We start from the raw sequence: 22,603 nt of genomic DNA on the forward strand, positions 1-22,603 counted from the left end.
TCAACTCACAGCAGCCAGCGCAACGCGCACGGCGGTCGTCAGAGCGGCGTCTGCCGCCTCCGGTACACATCTCGGGTCGACCAGGCAGCGACCCCGCTCGACGCGCGCCACGACACCCGGATCACCGTGACGAAGAGCCTCGGCGCAGGTGGCCGGCAACGACACGGCATATCCGGGAAGCACGACACCCGGCGCCCCTCCGCCGCCGACGGCGCCGTCGACGGAAACCACGTCGCACCCCACGGACGCCGCGATCCGCTCGGCCCGCTCACGCAGACGCGTCGGATCTGCGTGGAGATACCGCATCACCGGATGTGCGGGTCCGCGAAGAGTGGCTTCGAGGGCGGCCAGGGTCAGTTTGTCGACGCGCAGGGCCCGCGCGAGAGGATGGCGCCGCATTCGCTGCACGATGTCGGCCTGGCCGAACACGATTCCCGCTTGTGGACCCCCCAGAAGCTTGTCCCCGCTCGCCGTGACGAGGGAAGCCCCCTCCGCCAGGCACGTGGACGCGTCCGGTTCGTCGGGCAAGAGCGGGTCGGGGCGCAGCAGACCGCTACCGATGTCCATGATCACCGGCACACCGAGGCCGGACAGCTCGGCCAAACCCACCGAGGCGGTGAATCCATCGATCTTGAAGTTGCTCGGGTGCACCTTCAGGATGCAACCCGTGTCCGGGCCGAGGGCATCGGCATAGTCCCGCAAATGAGTCCGATTGGTCGTGCCGACTTCGCGCAGGCGCGCTCCGGTGGAAGCGAGGAGGTCCGGGAGGCGGAAGCCATCGCCGATCTCGACCATCTCGCCGCGGCTGACGAGCACCTCGGACCCGGCGGCCAGGGTCGTCGTCGCGAGCACGAGGGCGGCAGCACCGTTGTTGACCACGAGGGCGTCGCCCGCGGACGGGACCGCCGCGCGCAACGCGGCAAGCGTCCCGCGGCCCCGCTGTGCGCGGGCGCCGCTTGCCACGTCGTACTCGACGTCCACGTATGCCGCTGCGGCGACGATCGCCTCGACGGCCGCGTCCGACAGCGGCGCCCTACCGATGTTCGTGTGCACGACGACGCCCGTCGCGTTGAGCAGTGGCCGGAGAGTCGTGGCCCGGGAGGGGAGCAGGCGCAAGGCAGTCTCAGGCACGGCGGACGGTGACACCTCGCCGGTCCGGGCGAGGCGTTGCGCGGTCCGCACCGCTTCGAGGACGGTGGGGCGTCCTAGTCGCTCCACGGCCTCGCCGAGGTCCGGACGAGCGAGGAGCGCGTCGGTGCGAGGAATCCCCCTGCGTGGATCGGGGTCGAGCACCCATGCCTCCGTCGGTCGTGCGAGAGTGTGGCGGAGATGGACGGGAATCGAACCCGCCAGACCGAGATACTCGATCTCACCGGTTTTGAAGACCGGGGGGACCACCAGGAACCCAGACATCTCCGCGGCCAACTATAGCGGCATGACGGATTGTGTGCACCAACAGGGTGCCATTCTGTCCACCAGATGGCATACAGTTGTGGTCATGACTGTTGCAGAGTCCTATCGCCTCACTCAGTTCGCCCACGGCGGCGGATGTGCCTGCAAGATCCCGCCGGGCGAATTGGAGGAGATCGTCCAGGGCCTCGTCGGTGTGGTGTCGTCGGACCTCCTCGTAGGCCTCGACGACGGGGACGACGCGGCCGCCGTCCGGCTCAGCGGCGATACGGCGGTTATTGCGACTGCCGACTTCTTCACCCCAGTGGTGGACGACCCCTACGACTGGGGCAGGATCGCCGCCGCGAACGCGTTGTCCGACATATACGCAATGGGGGGCCGACCGCTGGTGGCGCTCAACCTCTTAGGCTGGCCGAGGGAGGTTCTCCCGGTCGAACTCGTTCGGGAGGTCCTACGGGGCGGCCTGGACATCGCCCGAGAGGCAGAATGTCCCGTTGCCGGAGGTCACAGCGTGGACGACCCGGAACCCAAGTACGGTATGGCCGTCACGGGAGTCGCCGACGCTCGACGCCTACTGCGCAACGATGCCGCTCGTCCCGGACAGGCGCTGTCGCTGACCAAACCGCTCGGTGTCGGCATTCTCAACAACCGGCACAAGGCGACAGGCGAACAGTTCCCCGAAGCCGTGGAGTCCATGGTGACACTCAACCGCGAGGCTGCTGGTCAGGCGCTGGATGCGGGGATCGAGGCCGCGACGGACGTCACCGGGTTCGGCCTGCTGGGGCACCTCTACAAGATGGCGCGGGCGTCCGGCGTCAGTGTGGTCGTCGATGCGGCCGCGGTCCCATACCTGGCCGGTGCTCGTGAGTCCTTGGCCGACGGGTACGTTCCCGGCGGGAGCAAACGAAACCTTGATTGGGTACGTCCGCACCTGGAGGCCGGCGTGGGCGACGATGTCCTCATCTTGCTTGCCGACGCACAGACCAGCGGTGGTTTGTTGCTGGCGGGAGAGATTCCCGCGGGCACGGTCATCGGCGAATTCGTTCCCCGTGGGGAATCCGTGGTCGTGGTGCGCTGAGCCGGAGGTCGATCGCCGCAATGGGTACAGAGCCGTTCGAGATTGCCGTTCCGGACGTGAAACTGGAGGAGTTGAGGCGTCGATTGGAGGCCACCAACTGGCCGCACGACATGGCGAACGACGAGTGGAACTACGGCGCGAACGGTGAGTATCTGCGCGGTCTGGTCGACTACTGGCTGCACGGCTACGATTGGCGCGCCCAAGAGCGTCTGATCAACAGCTTCACCCACTACAAGACCGAGATCGACGGCGTCCCATTGCACTTCATGCGGGAGCCGGGCAAGGGGCCGAATCCGATCCCACTGGTCATGATCCACGGCTGGCCCTGGACCTTCTGGGACTATCACGAATTGATCCGGCCGCTGGCAGATCCCGCGTCCTTCGGTGGCGATCCGAACGACAGTTTCGAGGTCATTGTCGTGTCCATGCCGGGTTTCGGATTCTCTTCGCCGCTCGTGCAGCCCGGCATGAATGCGTGGCGTGCCGCCGACCCCATCCACAGACTCATGACGGAGCACCTGGGGTTCAGCCGATTCGGTGCCCACGGTGGGGACTGGGGTGCCACGACCACGGCTCAACTCGGTCACAAGTACCCTGACAGCGTCATCGGAATTCACTTGACGAGCACACCCCGACTCGATCACTGGAACAGTCAGCGACCATGGGATGTGACCGCCGGGCGAATGGTGTCCGACGACCTGCCGGAGTCGACACGGATCGCTCACCTCGACATCCAGCGCCGCGTCGCCAGTCATGTCGCCGTGCACATGCTGGATCCGCAGACCCTCGCCTATGCCCTACACGATTCGCCGGTGGGACTGCTGGCTTGGTTGGTGGAGCGGCGCCGGGCCTGGAGTGCCAACGACGGCGACGTCGAGCAGGCATTCAACCGCGACTTCCTGCTGACCACCACGTCGATCTACTGGTTCACCGACACCTTCGTGACCTCGGCCCGGCTGTACGCCGAAGCCGGACGGAACCCGTGGCAGCCGTCCCATTCGCACACGCCTCTGGTCAACGTGCCGACGGGAGTGTCGTACATGAGATTCGACGTGAGCAGCCGTTCGAGTGAGGCGGAACGGCAGTTCGACGTGCGCTATACCAAAGAGCATCCGTTCGGCGGTCACTTCGCTCCCGCCGAGGAGCCGCGGGCCGTCGTGGACGACATCAGGGCCGTCTTCCGGCTCTTGCGCTGAGTGCTCCGATTGCCCGGATTCTCCCCGGTGGGTGACCCGGCGCGCAGCCGGGCCACCCGAGTTTCCGCTGGGCTCTGCAATCCGAGGCGGGACGTACCGGAGTTCAGTGTGTGTTGTTCTCGCGCAACGGGAATCGTGCGACCATGGTGGTGTCGGTGGCTGTGGCACCGAGCTTGGCCGCACCTCCCGGCGAGCCGAGCGGCTCGGCGTGGCCGGACAGCGGTTCGGCGAAGAAGGCAGCGTTGTCGGCGATGTGCGGGGTCCACTCCTGTGGGACGTCGTCTTCGTAGAAGATGGCTTCGACGGGGCATACGGGCTCGCATGCTCCGCAGTCGACGCACTCGTCGGGGTGGATGTAGAGCGCTCGTGCGCCTTCGTAGATGCAGTCGACCGGACATTCTTCCATGCAGGATCGGTCCATGACGTCGATGCAGGGCTCGGTGATCACATATGCCATGATCTGTCACCTTCGGTGTGGGTCGGGTCGGGTTGTGGTGGGCGGAGGGCGATCTGTCGCATCTCAGGTGACGGTCCAGGTGTCGCGGCCGCGGAGAAGTTCGTCGACGTCGGCGTCGGTGGCCGGGCCGCCGGCGTTGTCGACGCAGTCGCTGACCTGGGCGCGCACGAGGTCGTCGTAGGTCGGGCGCGCCACGTTGCGGAAGATGCCCATGGGCACGTGGGTCATCTCGGGGCTGTCGAGCCGGGACAAGGCGAAGGCCTGTGTCGGCTCGGCGGCCGCGCTGTCGTGGACAACGACGTCGAGGCCGTGCGACTGGGCGTGGGGGACGAACTCCATCGCTCCGCCGGTGCGGCGGACGAGTACCCGGCGATCGTCGGCGGGGCCGAGTTGGACGACCTCCCCGTGCCGCAGGTGCACCAGGCGGGCCTGCTGTTCGGTGCGGTCCTTGATCAGGTCGAAGGCCCCGTCGTTGAAGATCGGGCAGTTCTGGTAGATCTCGACCAGGGCGGTGCCGCGATGTTCGGCGGCGGCCCGAAGGACCTCGGTGAGGTGTTTGCGGTCGGAGTCCATGGTCCGGGCCACGAAGCTGGCCTCGGCCCCCAGGGCCAGCGAGACCGGGTTGAACGGCTGGTCGACCGAGCCGAGGGGGGTGGATTTGGTGATCTTGCCGACCTCGGAGGTGGGTGAATACTGTCCCTTGGTCAGTCCGTAGATGTGGTTGTTGAACAGCAGGATCGTGAGGTTGACGTTGCGGCGCAGCGCGTGGATGAGGTGATTGCCGCCGATGGACAGGGCGTCGCCGTCGCCGGTGACCACCCACACCGACAGGTCCGGTCGGCTCGTCGCCAGGCCGGTGGCGATGGCCGGTGCGCGTCCGTGGATCGAGTGCATGCCGTAGGTGTCGAGGTAGTACGGGAACCGCGAGGAGCACCCGATGCCGGAGATGAACACGATGTTCTCCCGGGCGAGTCCGAGTTCGGGCAGAAAGCTCTGCACCGCGCCGAGGATGGCGTAGTCGCCGCAGCCCGGGCACCAGCGCACCTCCTGGTCGGAGGCGAAGTCCTTCTTCGTCTGCTTCGGAGCGTCGGGGCGATGATGCGGCACACCGGCGGTTCCGCCGAAGAGGTGGTTCGTCGGGAAACCGAGATCGGTGGTCATGCGGGCACCTCCGGGGAAGCGGCATCGAGGTCGGACACCGCGATCGATGTGATCGCCTCGGTCAGTTCGGCGGTCGTGAGCGGCAGCCCGCGTACCGAGGTGAACGAACGGACGTCGACGAGATACCGGGCACGCAGCAGCAGGGCGAGCTGGCCGAGATTCATCTCCGGGACCAGTACGCGTTCGTAGCGTGCGAGCACCTCGCCGGTGTTGGCGGGGAACGGGTTCAGGTGACGCAGGTGGGCGCGGGCAACCTTGACGCCGGTGCGGCGCACCGCGCGCACCGCCGAGGCGATCGGCCCGTATGTAGACCCCCATCCCAGCACCAGCACCGACGCGTCCCCGCTCGGGTCGTCGACCTCGAGGTCACCGACGGCGTCGGCGATCCGGGCGACCTTGCCGGCCCGCAGCCGCGTCATCAGGTCGTGATTGTCCGGGTCGTAGGAGATGTTGCCGGTGATGTGCGCCTTCTCGATCCCGCCCACCCGATGTTCGAGTCCGGGCGTGCCGGGGACCACCCACGGTCGGGCCAGGGTGTGCTCGTCGCGCAGGAACGGGTGGAAGACCGGTTCGCCGTCGTCGTCGACATCGTTCGGTGCGGTGGTGAACCGCACGGTCGACTCGGGCAGCTCGGCGATGCTCGGCACCGCCCACGGCTCCGAGCCGTTGGCGAGGGAGCCGTCGGACAGCACGAACACCGGGGTGCGGTAGGTGACGGCGATCCGCACCGCCTCGACGGCGGCGTCGAAGCAGTCGGCCGGGGACCGCGGAGCAACGACCGGCACCGGCGATTCCCCGTTGCGGCCGAACATCGCCTGCAGCAGATCCGATTGCTCGGTCTTGGTGGGCAGGCCGGTGGAGGGACCGCCCCGCTGGACGTCGACGATCACCAGCGGCAGTTCCAGCGAGACCGCAAGACCGATCGCCTCGGACTTGAGCGCCACTCCCGGCCCGGACGTCGACGTCACCCCGACGGCGCCGCCGAACGAGGCCCCGATCGCGGCCCCGATGCCGGCGATCTCGTCCTCGGCCTGCATGGTGATCACGCCGTAGCGTTTGAGCCCGGCGAGCGTGTGCAAGATGTCCGAGGCCGGCGTGATCGGATACGAGCCGAGCACCAGCGGCAGGCCCGCCTTGTGTGCGGCCGCGACCAGCCCGTACGCCAGGGCCGTGTTGCCGGTGACGTTGCGGTAGATCCCCGGTGGCATCGTCGCCGGGGCGACCTCGTAGGACACCGAGAAGTCCTCGGTGGTCTCCCCGTAGTTGAACCCGGCGCGCAGCGCGGTGAGGTTGGCGGCGAGCAGATCGGGCTCGGCCGCGAACTTCCTGCCCAGGAAGGCTTCCGTCCCGGCGGTCGGCCGGTTGTACATCCACGACAGCAGACCGAGGGCGAACATGTTCTTCGCCCGCTCCTTGTCCTTGCGGGACAACGAGTCGAATTCGCCGAGTGCTTCGACGGTGATCGACGTCAGCGCGACCGGGTGCACGTGCCACGACTCGAGCGAGCCGTCCTCGAGCGGGTTGGCGGCGTAGCCGACCTTGGCCAGATTCCGCCTGGTGAACTCGTCGGTGTTGACGATCAGCGTGCCGCCGCGAGGCAGATCACGCAGATTCGCCACGAGCGCAGCGGGATTCATCGCGACAAGCACATCGGGCGCATCGCCCGGGGTGAGCACGTCGTGATCGGCGAAATGCACCTGGAAGCTCGACACACCCGGAAGAGTGCCCTGCGGAGCGCGGATCTCGGCCGGGAAGTTCGGCAGGGTCGACAGATCGTTGCCCAGTGCCGCGGTCTGCGAGGTGAACCGATCCCCCGTCAATTGCATGCCGTCGCCGGAATCCCCGGCGAATCTGATCACCACGCGATCGAGTTGGCGGACAGGTTTACCGCTGTCCGATCCACGGCCCGGCGTGCCGGGGCTAACGGATGTCGACGATGTCACTGGACGTTTCTCCGAGTCTTGGTGCATTTTCGGTCTTGTCGGTCGGTGCGCCACCGGCGCAGTCGATCCCTCGTGCCTCCACGGGCATCGTCCCTAGTCCAGGCACACACCGGAAGGGATCCGCGATCCGGGTGTGAACGTGGCCGGCATGGCGATGAACGAGTTCACCACTCCGAGATCGGGGATCTTGTGGGATTCGGCCCGATCGATCTTCAGGTCGGGCATGCGGGTGAGGACCTGACGCAGCACCACCTGGAAGATGGTACGGGCCAGGTGCGAACCCAGGCAGCGGTGGATGCCGGTGCCGAAACCGAGGTGTCGGTTCGGGAACCGTTCGAGGTCGACCTCCGCGGGATTGTCGAAGACCTTTTCGTCGTAGTTGGCCGAGCGGAACATCATCAACATTCGTTCACCCGCGGTGACGGTTTGACCTTCGACCTGGAAGTCCTTGGCGGCGGTGCGGGCCAGTCCTGCGACCGGGCTGATCCAGCGAACGAACTCCTCCGTGGCGGTCTGGAGCAGTTTGTCGTCGGTGAGCAGGCGTTGCTTGTTCTCGGGGTGTTCGTCGAGCCAGAACAGGGAGCCGGTGATCAGGGTTGCGGTCGTGTCGAAGCCGCCGAGCAGCATGAGCCAGAAGAGGGCTTGCAGGTCCTCGTCGGGCATGTGTTCGCCGTCGATCTTCACGGCGATCATGTCGTCGATGAGGCCCTGTCGGGGGTTGTCGCGGCGTTCTTTGACGATGTCGAGCAACTGGACGAAGATCTGGCCGATCTGAGCCTGAACCTCGGCGTTATATGGTTCGTAGGTGATTCGGTGGATCGGTTCGGCGTAGAACTTCCACGTGTTCAGAGGCAAGCCGAGAAGGTCTAGGGTGGCGAGGGCGGTGACGGGGTTGGCGAGGTCCATGACGAGGTCGAGTTCGCCCTTTTCGATGACCTTGTTGATGACCTCGGTGGTGAGCGCTTCGATACGGTCACGGCGCCGGCGGATGGCGGTTGGCGAGAAGTGGGGGTTGAGCGCTCCCCGGTAGCCGTCCCACTCCGGCGGATCCGTCTCCTCCGGGATGTTGCAGGGTTGCGGCGGCGCCGGGATCGACACGCCGCCTACCGGTGTGCCATCCGCGGTAAACGTCTTCTTGGTCGAGCACCGGTCGCGGTCGCGTAGTGACTCGGTCACACCTTGGTGGCTGGCGACGACCCAGAAGCCGTCGTACGACTCGGTCCACGAGACCGGGCAGCGTGAGCGAAGCTCTGCTGAGATGCGATCGCCGTCGGCGGCGAATTCGGGAGAGTGATGGTCGAACTCGACCGTTGGTCGGGTGCTCGTCATCGGGTGGCTCCGTTCTCGAGGTAGGACTGGGTTCGATACGCGCGAGACTTCGGTCGATGTCCGCTTCCGGTTTCGGGATCGAAACCGAGTTGATGGAGGGAAAAGTGCATGTCGAACGGGCGAGCCCTCCCGCTCAGCTTTCGGTGATTTCCACGGCTCTCTCGGGGCATGTTGCCTGTGCGTCACGGATGGCGTCGTATCGGTCGGGTGTCACGGCGGTCTCGTCGACGAATGCGTGACCGTCGTCGTCGCGAAGGAGGAAGACGTCAGGAGATGCCATAGCGCACAGAGTGTGGCCCTGGCATCGACCCTCATCGACTCGAACCTTCATTGGTGCTCCTCTTGGGGATGGGGCCACTGTGTCGGCCCTCACGTTCTAATGATCTACAGTTTTGCATGCAAATGTTGATCGAACAAGGGGGAGTTTCATCGACCTTTCCAAGCTTGTCGACTCGCGGGGGACTCGATCCACCGGCGCGTTCGCCCGAGCTACCTGCGCTTGCAGGGGACTTCGGAGTGCCACGACGAACCCGTCCACTCGCGGCGGGGCCGAAATGCTACGCCGAAAGAACGGTAGCCATTGGCACATAATCTATTGCATACATGAGTCGGCAAGGATACTGTTGTCGCTGCTTCCTGGCGCCGGCGAGGGGGCACGATCCCACCGAGTAGACGGTGGGGGACCGGTTGTCGCGAAGTGTTCGAGCGTGACGGCAACTCCCTGGTTGTGGCCGGAGTGCCGGCCGCACCTCAGAGCAGCGCAAAGTCCGTCCACAAACTGACCTATGACTCTGGAGGTAGTGATGAAGGCTCGTGCAGCGGTTCTCTGGGAGCAGCCGGGAAAATGGACGATCGAGGATGTCGAGCTCGACAGCCCGCGAGCGGGTGAAGTGCTCGTCGAGATGGTGGCGACCGGACTGTGCCACTCCGACGACCATATGGCGGTGGGCGATGTTCCGTGTCCGACGCTGCCGTTCTGTGCAGGACACGAGGGCGCCGGCATCGTTCGGGAAGTCGGGCCGGGCGTGCGGGACCTGAAGGTCGGCGATCACATCATCACGTCCTTTGTCCCGTCCTGCGGAAAATGTCGCTGGTGCGCTTCCGGAATGCAGCACCTCTGCGACTACGGTGCACTCATCATGACGGGCGCTCAGCTCGACGGTACGTGCCGTATGCATATCGGTGACGCAGACGTACCGACGGCAGCCATGCTCGGCACATTCGCCACCCACCAGGTATTCAACGAGGAGTCGTGCATCAAGATTCGACAGGATGTGCCTCTCAATGTTGCGTGCATCGCCGCCTGTGGCGTTCCGACAGGTTGGGGATCGGCAACCAACGCCGCCGACGTGCGTCCCGGAGATGTGGTCATCGTCATGGGGACGGGCGGTCTCGGGATGAGCGCCGTCCAAGGTGCTCGGTTCGCCGGGGCAGCCCACGTCATCGCCGTGGAACCGGTGGCGTTCAAGCGGGAGAAGGCTCTCGAACTCGGTGCTACCGAGGCATACGACGATATCGATGAGGCAACCGAATTCGCGCGCTCCATTACCAACGGGCAAGGAGCCGACTCCGCCATCATCACGACGAGTCTGATAACGGGTGAACACGTCAACAACGCCTTCAAGGCGATTCGCAAGGCCGGCACGGTTGCGGTGACGGCCCAGGGGTCCCCGTTCGAGACGGGTATGCCGATCAATCTGTTCGAATTGTCGATGTACCAGAAGCGGATTCAGGGTGTTCTGTTCGGTATGAGCTCGCCGCGCGAGGCTGTCCCCATGCTTCTCGACCTCTACGCCGAGGGGCAGCTCAAGCTCGACGAGATGATCACCACGCGGTATACCCTCGATCAGATCAACGATGGATACGCAGATATGCACGCGGGCAGGAACATCCGTGGTGTTATCGATTTCTGATGGCTCGGCCCACGGCTCTGTCGAGCCGTGCGGCGTGTAGGGACCACTGCAGAGCGAAGATCAGGTATCCGTCGTGCGGCCCGGCTGTCACCAGCCGGGTCGCACCGGTCTGTATACCCCAGCCGCGCGGATCGACTCCGTTTCGTGACAGGCCGAGCGGCTGTCGACGACTCGGTACAGCAAGCCGTAGAGCCCCTGCCCGTAAGGGGCAGGGGCTCTACGAGTGGTCGGCTCGAGGCTTGTTACGTGTCTTGCGAATACACCGGCTGTCAGGCCCCGCATCCCCAGGTCACGGTAGTGGACTGCAGGTATTCTCCGATCGCTTCCGGGCCGCGTTCGCGGCCGATCCCACTGGCCCCGAAGCCGCCGAAGGGAGCGTCGAGGTTGAAACCGCCCTGGCCGTTGATCGTGACGAATCCGGAACGGATCTGCTTGGCCATGTCGTATGCGCGACCGGCGTCCTTGGACCAGATCCCGCCACCGAGTCCGTAGAGGCTCTCGTTGGCGAGAGCCACGGCCTCCTCGTCGGTGTCGAATGCGTTGATGATCTGAACGGGCCCGAAGAATTCGGTTGTCGCAATGGTCGACGTGTTGTCCACGTTGGTGAACAGCGTCGGCTCGACGTAGAAGCCTTTGTCGAGACCCGCAGGGCGGCCGCCGCCCGTCACGAGTTCGCCGCCCTCCTCGATGCCCTTGGCGATGAGCGCCTCGACCTTGGCGCGTTGCGCTTCACGGATGAGGGGTCCCATCTCGACCGTGGCATCGGCGGGATCGCCGATCTTCATTGCCTGCATGGCCTTGCTGGTGGCGGACACCACCTCGTCGAAGATCGACCGGTGCACGAAGGTTCGCGTGGTGAGCGAACAGCCTTGGCCTGCTTGAATCGTGGAGTTGAGGAGGACGTCGGCGATCGCCTTCTCGAGGTCTGCATCGGCGCGGATGATGCTTGCAGACTTGCCGCCCAGCTCCAACACGACACGTTTGAACGAGGGTGCTGCCTGAGTGGCGATCTTCGAGCCGACGATATCCGAGCCGGTGAAGCTCACCATGTCGACGAGGGGGCTGGTCGTCAGAAGTTCACCGACCTCCACGTCACCGGTGAGGACGTTGAGTACTCCAGCGGGAAGACCGGCCTCCTCGGCGATTTCGCCGAGGACGAGGGCCTCGAGGGGGGTGTAGGGCGACGGCTTGAGGACGGTCGTGCACCCTGCTGCGAGTGCAGGGCCGAGCTTGAAGAGGTTGAGGAAGAAGGGAAAGTTGTAGCCTGTGATCAGCGCCGCTACACCCGCGGGACGGTGCCGCACCACTCCCTGGGTCAGGCCACCCATGCCCGCCATGGGTGTGAGAGGCCGCTCGAACGAGTAGGCCGGCAACGTCCGATCCACCATGTCCATCCATGCATCGATCGGGAAGTTGGTGTGGACCACCTGCGATTGCCACCCCACCGACCCGGCTTCCGCTACGTTGAGCGCGGCGATCTCCTCGGAGCGACGCTGCATGATCTCGCCCATGCGCCGCAAAACGTCCGCCCTTTCGCGGGTTGAGGTGCGGCCCCAGGGTCCCTCGTCGAACGCCTTCCGCGCTGCCCGAAGCGCGCGCATGGCATCTTCGCGAGAGGCGCGGCCGACCTGAGCGATTGTCTGCTCGGTCGCGGGGTTGATCACGATGTCTACTTCATCGGTTCCGGCATCGGTCCAGGAACCGTCGACGAAGATCTGTCGGACATTGTCGGTCATGTGGAGTCCTTATCCAAAGCGGGTACTGCTACCTGGTCGGCCATCCCTCAGGACGAGTGGATTCATGATTGCATGCGACTTTGAATGCGTCTAGACATGTCTTATGGTGTGCAGAGGGTAAGGGGCGCCCCGGGCGCCGTGCGAGAGTGTGATCGTCATTCGGCCCTTAGGAGAACAGCATGAGCCAACCGGTGTTGTTGGTGCACGGCGCATTTACCGGTGCGTGGGCATGGAGGCCGGTTCTGGGCGAGCTGGAACGGCGCGGTATCGATGCATCTGCGATCGATCTACCCAGTCGACGTGCGGGGGGCACCTTCGCCGCCGACGTCGCTTCCGTACGCGGGGCCTTGAAGGACCTCCGTGGACCTGCTGTGCTTGTCGGCCACTCGTACGCGGGCGCTGTGATAACCGCAGCCTCTGCAAACAACGACGATGTCGCTCGACTGGTCTATGTATGTGCGGCTCTCCCACAGGAAGGCGAATCGGTTTCCGCGTTGATGCAACGGGATCCCGATCCGGGACAGTTGGGATCGGCCATCAGACCCACCGACGACGGCATGGCGGCATTGGATCCGGTCGGAGCGAAAGCCCACCTCTGCAACGACGCAACAGACGCGCAGGCGGCCCCCTTCATCGAGTCGCTCGGATCGCATGCTCTGGCAACCTTCGGAGAAGCGGTACACGACCTCGGGTGGAAGAACCATCCGGTCACATACATACTGTGCACTCGGGACAAGACCTTTTCCCCGGCACTGCAACGCGAATTCGCCCGCCATGCCGAAACGGTCGTCGAAGTGGACTCGGGACACTGCCCGATGCTCACCCGCCCGGCGGCGGTGGCCGATGCGATCACCGCCACGGAGCGTCGGTAGACGCACCACCGAATTCGGATGTGCTCATGTGATCCTTGCCATTTTCTTGTGAACCGGTTTCGAGCGCAGTCGGATTCGATGACCAGTTCGCTGCAGTTCTCTCTGGGACGGCCTGCCCGCCCCGCCCGGGCAGGCACAAGTGCGGCTTTGGTAAGTGAGTCGATTCGGGTCGAGGTGAACGCTCATGCGGATCGTTCACCGAGGATGCGGTTCGCTCGGTCGCCGAGGTCGCGTCGTGTCCACGGCGTCCTGTCCGAGTCCGGGCCGGCACCAAGCGTCAACACAAGACAAGGAGCACGTGATGCCCGAAGCTGTGATTGTGTCCGCCGCCCGTTCGCCCATCGGGCGGGCGATGAAGGGGTCGCTCAAGACGGTGCGCCCGGACGACCTGGCCACCCAGATGGTCGCGGCCGCCCTGGCGAAGGTGCCGGAGCTGGACCCCGCCCGGATCGACGACCTGATGCTCGGCTGCGGCCAGCCCGCCGGCCAGTCCGGGTTCAACATCGCCCGCGTCGTCGCGGTGCAGCTGGGCTACGACTTCCTGCCCGGCGTGACCGTCAACCGCTACTGCTCGTCGTCGCTGCAGACCACCCGCATGGCGCTGCACGCGATCAAGGCCGGCGAGGGGGAGGTGTTCGTCTCCGCCGGCGTCGAGTCCGTCTCGAGCTTCGTCACCGGCAACGCCGACGGCCTGCCGAACACCAAGAACCCGCTCTTCGCCGACGCCGAGGCCCGCACCGCCACGCTCGCCGAGGGCGGCACCGCGTGGACCGACCCGCGCAGCGAGGGTCTGCTGCCCGACGTGTACATCGCGATGGGTCAGACCGCGGAGAACGTCGCCGCGCTGACCGGCATCTCCCGCGAGGACCAGGACCGGTGGGGCGTGCGGTCGCAGAACCGGGCCGAGGAAGCCATCAAGTCCGGCTTCTTCGAGCGCGAGATCAGCCCCGTGACCCTGGCCGACGGCACCGTCGTGACCACCGACGACGGCCCGCGGCCCGGCACCACCTACGAGGCCGTGAGCCAGCTGGGGCCGGTGTTCCGCCCCGACGGCACCATCACCGCGGGCAACGCCTGCCCGCTCAACGACGGCGCCGCGGCCCTGGTGATCATGTCCGACACCAAGGCCAAGGAGCTCGGTCTGACCCCGCTGGCGCGGATCGTCTCGACCGGCGTGTCCGGCCTGTCGCCGGAGATCATGGGTCTGGGCCCGATCGAGGCGGTCAGGAAGGCTCTCGCCCATGCCGGCAAGACCATCTCCGACATCGACCTGTTCGAGATCAACGAGGCGTTCGCCGTGCAGGTGCTCGGCTCCGCCCGGGAGCTCGGCATCGACGAGGACAGGCTCAACGTCTCCGGTGGTGCGATCGCCCTCGGCCACCCGTTCGGCATGACCGGCGCGCGGATCACCGCCACCCTGCTCAACAACCTGCAGACCCACGACAAGCAGTTCGGCGTGGAGACCATGTGCGTCGGTGGCGGCCAGGGCATGGCGATGGTCCTCGAGCGCCTGAGCTGATCCGAAGTCAACGTGAACCGCCTTGGATCCGGTAGAGACGTTATTCAGGACACCTCAAGGAAAGGATGTCTCATTGGGGAGTTTTCCAGTACGTCGGAGCGGCGGCGAGTTGCAGAAAGCCGGCGAAGTGCTTGTTATGGCGTTCATGGCGGATGGTCCGCCGCCGGTCTCCGGTTAGCCATGCCGACGATCGTGGTCGGCGTAGGTATCGATGACGTCCTGGTAGACCCGCTACGTGATCGCGAACGGCGGGTGCTGTTCCTCGCCGAATACCGCTTCGAGACTTCGGCGTTGCGGATCGCTGAGCAGTTCCTGCCGGGTGCGGGCGGTGCGGCGAAGGCCGTAGAGCGGATCCCCCGAACGGCCGCGGTGCCCACAGGTGTGCTGCTGCACGCGCTGGCGACACAGATCCAGCTTCGTCCCGGTCAGAGCCACCACGTGGAACGGATCCATCACCGTCGCCGCATCGGGAACCCTGCTGGTCGCGGCGTGCTTGTAGCCGCCGAACCCGTCCATCGCCACCACTTCGATACGTCCCGAAAGCGGCGCTCTGCCGGTCGAGCCAGGTGGTGAGGACCGCCCAAGATCTCAGGTTCGGACGCAGGGCTCCCGAGTGCTCGGATGACGATCGGTGTAGGAACATTCATCATCTACCACCCGGAGCCCGTCTCACGTCGACGACGCCGACCGCACCGAACGCATTGTTACAGCCTGAACCGGGGGTTCCATACCACGGATTGTCGCAGATTCGACTTCTTGCTACCGCGACATGAGCACTCTCCTGGGTCCCGACGTCGCCGTCACCCGTCGGCCATGTGCCCAGAGCCCTACAGCGACTCTGATCTCAGTATCGCGCGCCCAGTGATTCATGCCACACCACCTCTTAGTCTCGACGGTGCCCTGATGCATGCGCATCGATCGCGCTCACCCGCGTTGATCGACGCCTACGGATCATCGACCGATTCAGAAGTTTCACATGGTGAGGAGTTGTCGTGACCACAGCTGACCGAGTAGAGGTGCAGGACGAGAGCAGCATGCCGGCTGATGCCGCACAGCCGGCGGCTCGTCAGGTCGGGGACGGAGCGTCCGGCCGCTCGGACCATTCGTGGATGGGCACCGAGGTCCCTCACGTCGTGATCTCGCTGGAAAAGTGCATGGGTGTGTGGGCAGCGGCCACAGATCCCCGTTCCGATCGAGTGTTGCTGTATCTGCACGCCGGGGGGCGCCGCTGCTGCAAACTGCCGAGCCATCGTCGTCTGGTGTCGCGGCTGTGCGATGCGCTGGACGCCTCGGTGCTCGTGGTCGACTATCGGACGGCGCCCGAGTACACCGTCGGGGACGGTATCGACGACGCGGTGGGCGCCTATCGGCTGCTCATGGCAGCAGGTTACGACTCCGAACACATCGTTCTGGCAGTCGATTGCGCAGACGGTGACCTCGCGGTGATGGTACCGATGGTGTTCAGGGACCTCGGACTCCCGGACCCCGCATCCGTCGTGATGATGTCCGCATTGGAGGACGGCGGCGAACTCGATGACACATCGCATCAAGCTGCCACACCGGGTTGCGCGCTCTTGCCGTCAACTCCACGTGCCTTGACGCCGCCACTGCACTGATCGCCTCGAGTCGTCACGGACCCATCCCGGGACGGTAGGCTCGGGGAGTGGGACGTATCCAGCACTCGGACGACGAGGACTGCGGAGGTCACCAAGGTCGAGTCGATGCACGATCCTGACCCCTCGGTGCGGGCGCTTGTGATGCGCGTTGCTGCGGTCGCCGGTAAGCACGCCGATGAGATTGCCTCCCTATTGGTCGACGAAGCCGTCAACGAAGTCGAAGAGATCAAGGTCGATCAACGCCTCCTCGAGTTGGCGACTGCGGGAGCCCAGGCCGCGGTCGTCACCAACCTGCAGATGCTCGAGCATGACCTCGACGTCTCCTCGATGGAGGTGCCGGGGGCCGTTGTGGAGTATGCACGTGTGGTCGCGCAGCGTGGTTTTCCCTTCGACCTCCTGGAGCGGGGGACCCGCGTGACGCGCAACGTGATGCTGCGCTGGTGCCTGGAACGGCTCGGAGAGTTGGGTGACGACCCGGTCGTCGTGGCAAGGTCCGCCGTCGACCTCATGACGCGACTGACCACATGGACCGATGATCTCTATCGTCAGGTCTTGCACCATTACGAGATCGCACGCGAGACATGGTTGCGGGAGCGTACTGCTGCTCGAACGGCCCTCATCGAAGCTATCCTCGCTGGGCGCTCTGTCGATGTCGGAGACGTCGAGAGAGCGTTCTCCTACCGTCTGAACCAATGGCACGTGGGGGTCATCGCGTGGATCGATCGGTCGACCTCCGAGGATCGGCTGGCCCGACTGGAGAGTGCGGTTTCCGTACTCGCCAAACGATGTGGTGCACAGTCGCGTCCATTGTTCGAACCTCGCGATGAGCGCACCGCGTGGGCGTGGCTACCGCTGGGGGCCGACGCGGGGGTCGACCTCTTCGAGATCGCGTCGACCTTCGACGGGGGTGACGATTCGGTGACCATGGCCATAGGCGCGATGCACGAGGGAGTCGAAGGCTTCGTTCGCACGCATCGGCAGGCCACTCGGGCGGCGATGGTGGCACGGGCCTCGCAAGTTCCCAAACTTCGTGTGGTGTTCAGTGAGAGCGCAGGCTCGGTGGCGCTGATGTGCTCAGACCTCGGCCTTGCGAGCGAATGGGTGCGGGATGTGCTGGGACCGTTGGCCGTTGACGACCCGCCGATGGCACAGTACCGAGAAACGCTGCGTACATTCTTGGCGAGTGGTGGCAGTTACGCCACCACCGCCGTCATCCTCACCATGCACAAGAACTCGGTCATGTACCGACTCCGAAAGATCGAGCAACTACTCGGGCGTAGCGTCCGAGAGAGACGACTCGACGTGGAGAATGCTCTCGCATTGTGCGAGTGGCTCGGTTCCGCTGTCATGGAGCCGAGCGTTCGCAGCGACTGAGCTTGGTTTTAGTGAGGTTAGGTGGGTCTCCGACGCACTGCCGGGCAGCACCCACGATCTGACCGCCGCCCGAACGCACCGGATCACCGGGGCTCTGTACGCCGCCACGACCCTGCCGCCCTCGCGGACAAGGGCTACCAGGACACCGGCATCGGCATCCATACCCCCACGAAGGTCCCTGCCGACGGCAACTCCCTCGATGTGGACCCCGTTTGCCGCCACACGCTGCTGTCCGGACCTCGGTGCCTCGGCGAATGCGCCGCCGCGCTGCTCACCACCCGGTGAAAGGTCCTCGACAGGATCACGCTGTGTCCCAACCGAATCGGTTCCATCGCCAAGGCATCGCTCGTACTGACACAATTTGAGCACGCAGGTCGTTATGCCTCGAAAATGTATCGGATGCCCCGAGATCTACGCGTGGGGGACGCCCCCAGAGTCGATGCTCAGTCCGGACCTGTAGTCGCAGCGACCGCGCCACCCGGGCGGACCTGACCGGAGCCCCGACCGCCGTCACCACGATCGCGGACACCGCCACCACACTCCTCGACAGCGGGACCTCGACCGTCCCGGCGCACTCGCCGCAGAACCAGACCTTGGCGTCGCTCACCATCCCCCTCGGCGGGCAGCTCGCACCCCTCGCGTCCACCCCGGCCGAGGCGCTGTCCGCCGCTCCGCGGGTGCTTTCGGTGCTCAAACTCTCGGTGCTCGAACCCACTGTCGTGCGCGATCAGGTCCTCACCGTCGCCACCGGCCTCACCGCTCTCGACGTGCCCGCCATCGTGCACAACCTGACCCTCCTCCCGCAGAAGGTGGCCGCGCTCGATGCGTGCGGCGCCCACCAGATTGCGGGGGAGCTCAACAACCGGTTCTCGCCCTTGGTCAAGATGGCCGCCGCCGTGGACCTGACCGATGGTGGGGGTACCGCCCTGCACGAAGTGCTCGGGGGAGCGTCGACATCGACGAACGCGATCTCCTCCGCCCCGTCGAGCAAGCCTGGCAGCCGCGTGGTCAGGCCGGCCGACAGACGCGCCGCCACGGCGTCGAGCTGCTGAACATGCCCTGGAGGTACGCCCGCTTGCGGGGGAGGGTGAACGACCGCAGGTAGATGCCGAGCGTCGACGGCGCCCGCACCCCGCCGAACAGTCGGTTCATCGCTCCGGGGCGGAGAACATCGAGGTCGTCGATGCGGTCGGCGCCGGCGAGCATCCCCGCGACGATGCTCGCGGACTTGACCGCCGGGTCGGTGAACCGACGCTCGGATGCCGGCCGAACAGCTCGTGCAGACCGGGTCTCGGCCAGTCGCATCACGGGTACCAGCCCTGCGGCCGACACGAGGTTCGGGTCATCGAAAACCGGCGTGACGGTGTGAGATGCTCTCACCTGCGAGATGCCTCTGTTCCGGTGCCGGAATCTTTGTGTGGTAACTCAAATTCTCCTGCCCGGCAGGGCTCTCGCGTTCTACGACACGCTCACACCGTCACACCCGCGGTGGATCCAGGCTGAACCGACACCCTTGCACGCACAACCCCGCCACCGGCCGAACCTCTGCAAAGGGCCGCGCCGCGTACCCACAACAGCCGGAGAGGCAGGGGGTCGACTGTGCTCGTACAGTTCTTTCTCGGCGCGGCAATGCTTCTCGGCGCAGCCGGTCCGGTTGTCGGATAGACGCTGTCGGACGACCCACGGCCTTGATTGCCGCCCACCGCCTCGTCGATCCCTCTGCGAGTAAGAGAAGTCGCTCCAGCGAAATGACTGAAGTTTCCCCCGTGCAGCATAGGGCAACGCTCACCATTGGTCGATCGACGCCTGGCGTGCCGTAGAGGCGATTACAGGTCCGATCACATAGAGGTCGCGGTCCGCGGCGCGGAGTGGGCATCTTCCCGGCAATAGTGCATATGAATGGCATACCGAGTACAGTGCGTACTTCGGATCGAGTGGGGAAGTTGCCCGGCCGATCCGCCGTCACGGTGCAGCACCCGCTGCGCCGTGACAGCCTCCGTTTCCCGGAAGTCAGGAGGCCAGGAGGCTGAGGAGGTTCCGTGGCTGCAATGTCGAGAGGCCCGAAGACGTCGCTGGTGGTCGCCCAGCAGATCGTCCGGGATACGGCGCGAAAAGGTCTGCAGCCCGGGGACCTGCTGCCCCCGGAGAAGGCGATGCTCGAGGAGTACCAGATCGGCCGCGGCACCCTGCGCGAGGGACTGCGGCTGCTCGAGTTCCAGGGCATGATCGCCCTCAAGCCGGGACCCAAGGGCGGTCCCGTCCTCCTCGATCCGGACGCGTCCCATCTGGCGAGCACCATCATCCTGCTGATGCAGCTCCAGAACGCCTCGCTCAGCACGATCGTGGAGGCCCGCACCGCCCTCGAGCCCGTCATCTGCCGCCTGGCCGCCGAGCGGATCAGCGACGAGAACCTGCAAGAGTTGAAGCAGTCCGTCGACCGCATGCAGCAGTCGTTCGACACCGCGGACATCGACACGTTCCTCGAGACGAACAAGCAGTTCCACGACGTCATCGCCTGGTCCACCGGCAACGCGCTCTTCGGCTACCTGACGGACGCGCTGCTGCGGATCACCGGCGGCACGGTGATGGGCGTCGATCATCCCGCTCCGCTGCGGGAGACGACCCTGAAGGCGCACCTCCAGATCTTCGAGGCGCTGAATTCGCACGACGCGGACCTGTCCGAGGACCGGATGCGCGACCACATCAACGAATACGTCCGGTACGCCGAGCGCAAGTTCCCCGAACTCCTGAGCCAGGTCCTGCCCTGGAACCAGGCGCTCGGCGGCTGAACGACACTCCTTCTCGCCGGACGGCGACATCGCCCGCGGGCCCGCACCGAAGAACCTCTCCGATCGTCGCCCTATATGCACACAGTCAGTAACCCCCGCCCGCCGCCATAGCCGGAACAACCCGTACACCGTGTGCCACGGTCCGTACCGGGAGCCCTTTGCCGTTCGCGTGGCCTTCTGATCCGACCGCTCCGGACAGGTGAACCGGATCCCACGCCCACGCAGCTGAGCGCGGGTACTCGGACGCGAATACGCCTTGTCCGCCACCACCGCTTCCGGACGCGATCGAGGGCGCCTACCACCAGGGCGGGCAACCTCGATCTGCTCGAGCAGTGGCATCAGCTGGGGATCGTCACCGGCCTGGCCGGCGGAGAGGGGCACACTCATCGGCATTCCGCGCCCGCCGACAGCAAGGTGAATCTTGCTGCTCGGTCCTCCACGGGATCGTCCGAGGCATTCTCCGTCGACAGCGAGAGCCTCGACCGCTGATGTGCAGCCCCCTGATGAGAGCCGACGGGTCCGTCCATACGGCAAACTCGTCACCGGTAGCGGCGGACAGGTGAGCACTCGAGCCCCCCGGACATCGAGTCTTGAAAAAGGGCCGTGCCCCTGCCCGTCCGGAAGGCCACTCCCTGGCGCCGCCGGAGCGCGCGACAGGACCGTCGACGTTTTCCGACTGCCCCGGTGCCGGCGTCTCAGTCCTGGGCCGGCCGCAGCACCGAGGGGCGCAGCCGATGGAAGTCCTTGACCCGCAGCGCCCGCAGGGGACGCAGCCGGAAACGGTCGTCGCCGTCGAGCACGTCGGCGAGAGTCGAATCGACCAGCACCGTGCCCGGCCGCGCGGCACCGGTCAGCCGCGCTGCGATGTTGACCGCCGAACCGAACACGTCCCCGAACCGGGCCAGGACCGGCCCCTGCGCCATCCCCACCCGTAGTTCCGGGGCGTCGGGACGGGAGTCGGACGACTCCTGCAGCGCCAGCGCGATCCGCGCGGCGTCCGCGGGCTCCTCGGCGGCGAACATCACCTCGTCGCCCACGGTCTTGATCACCCACCCGCCGCCCTGCGTCACGATCCCCGTCGCGGTCGACTCGAAGTCCTCGAGCAGGTCGTTGAGCTCGTCGGCGTCGATCCGACGGGTCAGACGCGTGTACCCCACCATGTCGGCGAAGCCGACGACCAGGACCCGGCCGGCCGACTCGCCCCCGGCCCGCACCACGTTGCGTCCCGTCGTTGCCACCAGATGCCGTCGCCACACGTACAGCTGCAGAGTCTCGGTGAGGGGCAGGACCCGTTGCAGCAGTTCGTCGACGAACGACCGGATCTCCCGCTCGGACGGGGTGGTCCCGGTGTACTCGGTCTCGAGCCGATCGAGGATGTGGGTGTTCATCAGGGCCACCTCCCACTCGGCCAGCCGCGACATGGACTGTCCCAGCGACCGCGCGGCCGCCAGTTCCAGGTCGGGGTGCAGGGCGCCGCTCGCCACGATCGCGTCGATGTTCCGCAGCGCCGCGACGTCGCCGTCCGTGAAGGTCCGCGCGTCCGGGTCCGGGTCCACGGTGAATCCCAGCGCCTGCCAGAGCCGTTGGGTGCGTTCGAAGTCCACCCCGGCCCGTTCGGCGCTCTCCCGCTGGGTGTAGCGACGCTCGCCGCCGAGCAGGGTCCGCTCGAGTTCGGCCTGCACGGCCTGCAGGAGCTCGGGCTCGAGCTCCGGTTGCTCCGACGTGCTCACGTCGCTCCTTCCCGGCCGCCGCAGGTGACCGGCCGCCCCAGCATGGCCCACCTCGGTTCGGGCGCGCAACGAATCCGCGAGAGTGTCGCACCTGTGTGCGACAGTGATCGCGCCTTCTGCACCACCCAGCCCGAAAGGACGTGGCATGCCGCCCCGCAGACGAGCCGGCACAACCGGCCCGGATCACCTCACCGACGAGCAGCTCGCCGAGCTGACCACTGCCGTCGCGGACGGTCGCCGCGCCACCGTCTATCTCATCGAGGGCATTCCGAGCCTGGGCATCGCCCCGGGCACGTCGGCCCGGGCGGTGTCGGTGGCGGGCCGCACGGTCACCGTCCGCCCCAAGGGCGTCGACGACGAGCTGCCCTTCGAGGCCGAGGAGCTGCGTCTGACGAAGGAGCCGTCGAAGCCGGTCCGCAAGGCTGCGGATCGACCGGCTCCGCGCTCCACCACCCCGCGCCCCACCACCCCGCGCACGTC

17 protein-coding genes, 1 tRNA gene and 4 pseudogenes are annotated in these 22,603 nt (G+C 66.0%); 11 read left to right on the plus strand and 11 right to left on the minus strand.

Annotated features, from left to right (window positions below):
• On the minus strand, positions 1-1,293 hold the full coding sequence (gene selA / locus G6038_RS10350; RefSeq protein ID WP_072636753.1) for an L-seryl-tRNA(Sec) selenium transferase: 1,293 nt from the start codon (positions 1,291-1,293) through the stop codon (positions 1-3).
• Positions 1,294-1,321: 28 nt separating this feature from the next.
• Positions 1,322-1,417 (minus strand) — tRNA-Sec (locus tag G6038_RS10355).
• 81 nt (positions 1,418-1,498) lie between these two features.
• Here G6038_RS10355 and selD point away from each other — a divergent pair.
• Positions 1,499-2,488, plus strand: a complete 990-nt coding sequence (gene selD / locus G6038_RS10360) for a selenide, water dikinase SelD (RefSeq protein ID WP_072636812.1) — start codon at positions 1,499-1,501, stop codon at positions 2,486-2,488.
• 20 nt (positions 2,489-2,508) lie between these two features.
• Positions 2,509-3,684: an epoxide hydrolase gene (locus G6038_RS10365; protein ID WP_165037576.1), complete on the plus strand. Its 1,176-nt coding sequence runs from the start codon at positions 2,509-2,511 to the stop codon at positions 3,682-3,684.
• Positions 3,685-3,787: 103 nt separating this feature from the next.
• Here the strand turns inward: G6038_RS10365 and fdxA are convergent, their stop codons facing one another.
• From fdxA to G6038_RS10390, 5 genes are all read right to left on the minus strand, one after another.
• On the minus strand, positions 3,788-4,141 hold the full coding sequence (fdxA, locus tag G6038_RS10370; RefSeq protein ID WP_165037577.1) for a ferredoxin: 354 nt from the start codon (positions 4,139-4,141) through the stop codon (positions 3,788-3,790).
• A 63-nt stretch (positions 4,142-4,204) separates the two neighbouring features.
• Positions 4,205-5,302, minus strand: a complete 1,098-nt coding sequence (locus G6038_RS10375) for a 2-oxoacid:ferredoxin oxidoreductase subunit beta (protein ID WP_165037578.1) — start codon at positions 5,300-5,302, stop codon at positions 4,205-4,207.
• On the minus strand, positions 5,299-7,164 hold the full coding sequence (locus tag G6038_RS10380; RefSeq protein ID WP_346772792.1) for a 2-oxoacid:acceptor oxidoreductase subunit alpha: 1,866 nt from the start codon (positions 7,162-7,164) through the stop codon (positions 5,299-5,301). The genes G6038_RS10375 and G6038_RS10380 overlap by 4 nt, the downstream gene beginning before the upstream one ends.
• Positions 7,165-7,338: 174 nt before the next feature.
• A complete protein-coding gene (locus tag G6038_RS32060; protein WP_165037580.1) occupies positions 7,339-8,760 on the minus strand; it encodes a cytochrome P450 in 1,422 nt (473 codons plus the stop codon).
• Positions 8,708-8,905, minus strand: coding sequence for a ferredoxin (locus tag G6038_RS10390; protein ID WP_100054856.1), 198 nt, complete (start codon positions 8,903-8,905; stop codon positions 8,708-8,710). The genes G6038_RS32060 and G6038_RS10390 overlap by 53 nt, the downstream gene beginning before the upstream one ends.
• 472 nt (positions 8,906-9,377) lie before the next feature.
• On the opposite strand from G6038_RS10390, the gene G6038_RS10395 reads away from it, so the two are divergent.
• Positions 9,378-10,487, plus strand: coding sequence for an NDMA-dependent alcohol dehydrogenase (locus G6038_RS10395; RefSeq protein ID WP_100054855.1), 1,110 nt, complete (start codon positions 9,378-9,380; stop codon positions 10,485-10,487).
• A 269-nt stretch (positions 10,488-10,756) separates the two neighbouring features.
• On the opposite strand, the gene G6038_RS10400 is transcribed toward G6038_RS10395, so the two are convergent.
• Positions 10,757-12,223, minus strand: coding sequence for an aldehyde dehydrogenase family protein (locus G6038_RS10400; protein ID WP_165037581.1), 1,467 nt, complete (start codon positions 12,221-12,223; stop codon positions 10,757-10,759).
• Positions 12,224-12,402: 179 nt separating this feature from the next.
• Between G6038_RS10400 and G6038_RS10405 the strand changes: the two genes are divergently transcribed.
• Both G6038_RS10405 and G6038_RS10410 read left to right on the plus strand, forming a co-directional pair.
• On the plus strand, positions 12,403-13,095 hold the full coding sequence (locus tag G6038_RS10405) for an alpha/beta hydrolase (protein ID WP_165037582.1): 693 nt from the start codon (positions 12,403-12,405) through the stop codon (positions 13,093-13,095).
• Between the two features lie 301 nt (positions 13,096-13,396).
• A complete protein-coding gene (locus G6038_RS10410) occupies positions 13,397-14,614 on the plus strand; it encodes an acetyl-CoA C-acetyltransferase (RefSeq protein ID WP_165037583.1) in 1,218 nt (405 codons plus the stop codon).
• Positions 14,615-14,902: 288 nt separating this feature from the next.
• On the opposite strand, the pseudogene G6038_RS10415 reads toward G6038_RS10410, so the two are convergent.
• Positions 14,903-15,148: pseudogene (locus tag G6038_RS10415) on the minus strand (transposase); the annotation flags it as partial.
• A 458-nt stretch (positions 15,149-15,606) separates the two neighbouring features.
• On the opposite strand from G6038_RS10415, the gene G6038_RS10420 reads away from it, so the two are divergent.
• The 4 genes and pseudogenes from G6038_RS10420 to G6038_RS10435 all read left to right on the plus strand — a co-directional run bounded on the left by G6038_RS10420 (position 15,607) and on the right by G6038_RS10435 (position 18,656).
• Positions 15,607-16,230 carry an alpha/beta hydrolase gene (locus tag G6038_RS10420; RefSeq protein ID WP_165037584.1) on the plus strand — a complete coding sequence of 208 codons (624 nt, stop codon included), beginning with the start codon at positions 15,607-15,609 and terminating at the stop codon, positions 16,228-16,230.
• A gap of 105 nt (positions 16,231-16,335) precedes the next feature.
• Entirely contained in the window at positions 16,336-17,604 is a 1,269-nt protein-coding gene (locus G6038_RS10425; RefSeq protein ID WP_165037585.1) for a helix-turn-helix domain-containing protein, read from the plus strand.
• A gap of 22 nt (positions 17,605-17,626) precedes the next feature.
• Positions 17,627-17,958, plus strand: a pseudogene (locus G6038_RS31265) (transposase family protein); the annotation flags it as partial.
• Positions 17,959-18,197: 239 nt separating this feature from the next.
• Positions 18,198-18,656, plus strand: a complete 459-nt coding sequence (locus tag G6038_RS10435) for a hypothetical protein (protein WP_206024533.1) — start codon at positions 18,198-18,200, stop codon at positions 18,654-18,656.
• Here the strand turns inward: G6038_RS10435 and G6038_RS10440 are convergent.
• Positions 18,629-18,993 (minus strand): annotated as a pseudogene (locus G6038_RS10440) (IS1380 family transposase); the annotation flags it as partial. The gene G6038_RS10435 and the pseudogene G6038_RS10440 sit on opposite strands and share 28 nt — an antisense overlap.
• 659 nt (positions 18,994-19,652) lie before the next feature.
• Between G6038_RS10440 and G6038_RS10445 the strand changes: the two are divergent.
• Positions 19,653-20,393 (plus strand): FCD domain-containing protein, encoded by a 741-nt coding sequence (locus tag G6038_RS10445; RefSeq protein ID WP_165037593.1) that lies wholly within the window; start codon positions 19,653-19,655, stop codon positions 20,391-20,393.
• Between the two features lie 695 nt (positions 20,394-21,088).
• Here the strand turns inward: G6038_RS10445 and G6038_RS10455 are convergent.
• Positions 21,089-22,123, minus strand: a complete 1,035-nt coding sequence (locus tag G6038_RS10455) for an adenylate/guanylate cyclase domain-containing protein (protein WP_165037587.1) — start codon at positions 22,121-22,123, stop codon at positions 21,089-21,091.
• Positions 22,124-22,268: 145 nt separating this feature from the next.
• Here G6038_RS10455 and G6038_RS10460 point away from each other — a divergent pair.
• Positions 22,269-22,603, plus strand: a pseudogene (locus G6038_RS10460) (translation initiation factor); the annotation flags it as partial.

Origin of the sequence: Rhodococcus sp. 14C212, from assembly GCF_011058195.1 — a bacterium.
Classification (GTDB): domain Bacteria; phylum Actinomycetota; class Actinomycetes; order Mycobacteriales; family Mycobacteriaceae; genus Rhodococcus; species Rhodococcus aetherivorans.

Excerpts from the sequence above, each read along its gene's own strand:
- selD (WP_072636812.1), top strand. The coding sequence starts at position 1,499 with ATGACTGTTGCAGAGTCCTATCGCCTCACTCAGTTCGCCCACGGCGGC.
- G6038_RS10365 (WP_165037576.1), top strand. The coding sequence starts at position 2,509 with ATGGGTACAGAGCCGTTCGAGATTGCCGTTCCGGACGTGAAACTGGAG.
- fdxA (WP_165037577.1), bottom strand. The coding sequence starts at position 4,141 with ATGGCATATGTGATCACCGAGCCCTGCATCGACGTCATGGACCGATCC.
- G6038_RS10375 (WP_165037578.1), bottom strand. The coding sequence starts at position 5,302 with ATGACCACCGATCTCGGTTTCCCGACGAACCACCTCTTCGGCGGAACC.
- G6038_RS10390 (WP_100054856.1), bottom strand. The coding sequence starts at position 8,905 with ATGAAGGTTCGAGTCGATGAGGGTCGATGCCAGGGCCACACTCTGTGC.
- G6038_RS10395 (WP_100054855.1), top strand. The coding sequence starts at position 9,378 with ATGAAGGCTCGTGCAGCGGTTCTCTGGGAGCAGCCGGGAAAATGGACG.
- G6038_RS10400 (WP_165037581.1), bottom strand. The coding sequence starts at position 12,223 with ATGACCGACAATGTCCGACAGATCTTCGTCGACGGTTCCTGGACCGAT.
- G6038_RS10405 (WP_165037582.1), top strand. The coding sequence starts at position 12,403 with ATGAGCCAACCGGTGTTGTTGGTGCACGGCGCATTTACCGGTGCGTGG.
- G6038_RS10410 (WP_165037583.1), top strand. The coding sequence starts at position 13,397 with ATGCCCGAAGCTGTGATTGTGTCCGCCGCCCGTTCGCCCATCGGGCGG.
- G6038_RS10425 (WP_165037585.1), top strand. The coding sequence starts at position 16,336 with ATGCACGATCCTGACCCCTCGGTGCGGGCGCTTGTGATGCGCGTTGCT.
- G6038_RS10445 (WP_165037593.1), top strand. The coding sequence starts at position 19,653 with ATGTCGAGAGGCCCGAAGACGTCGCTGGTGGTCGCCCAGCAGATCGTC.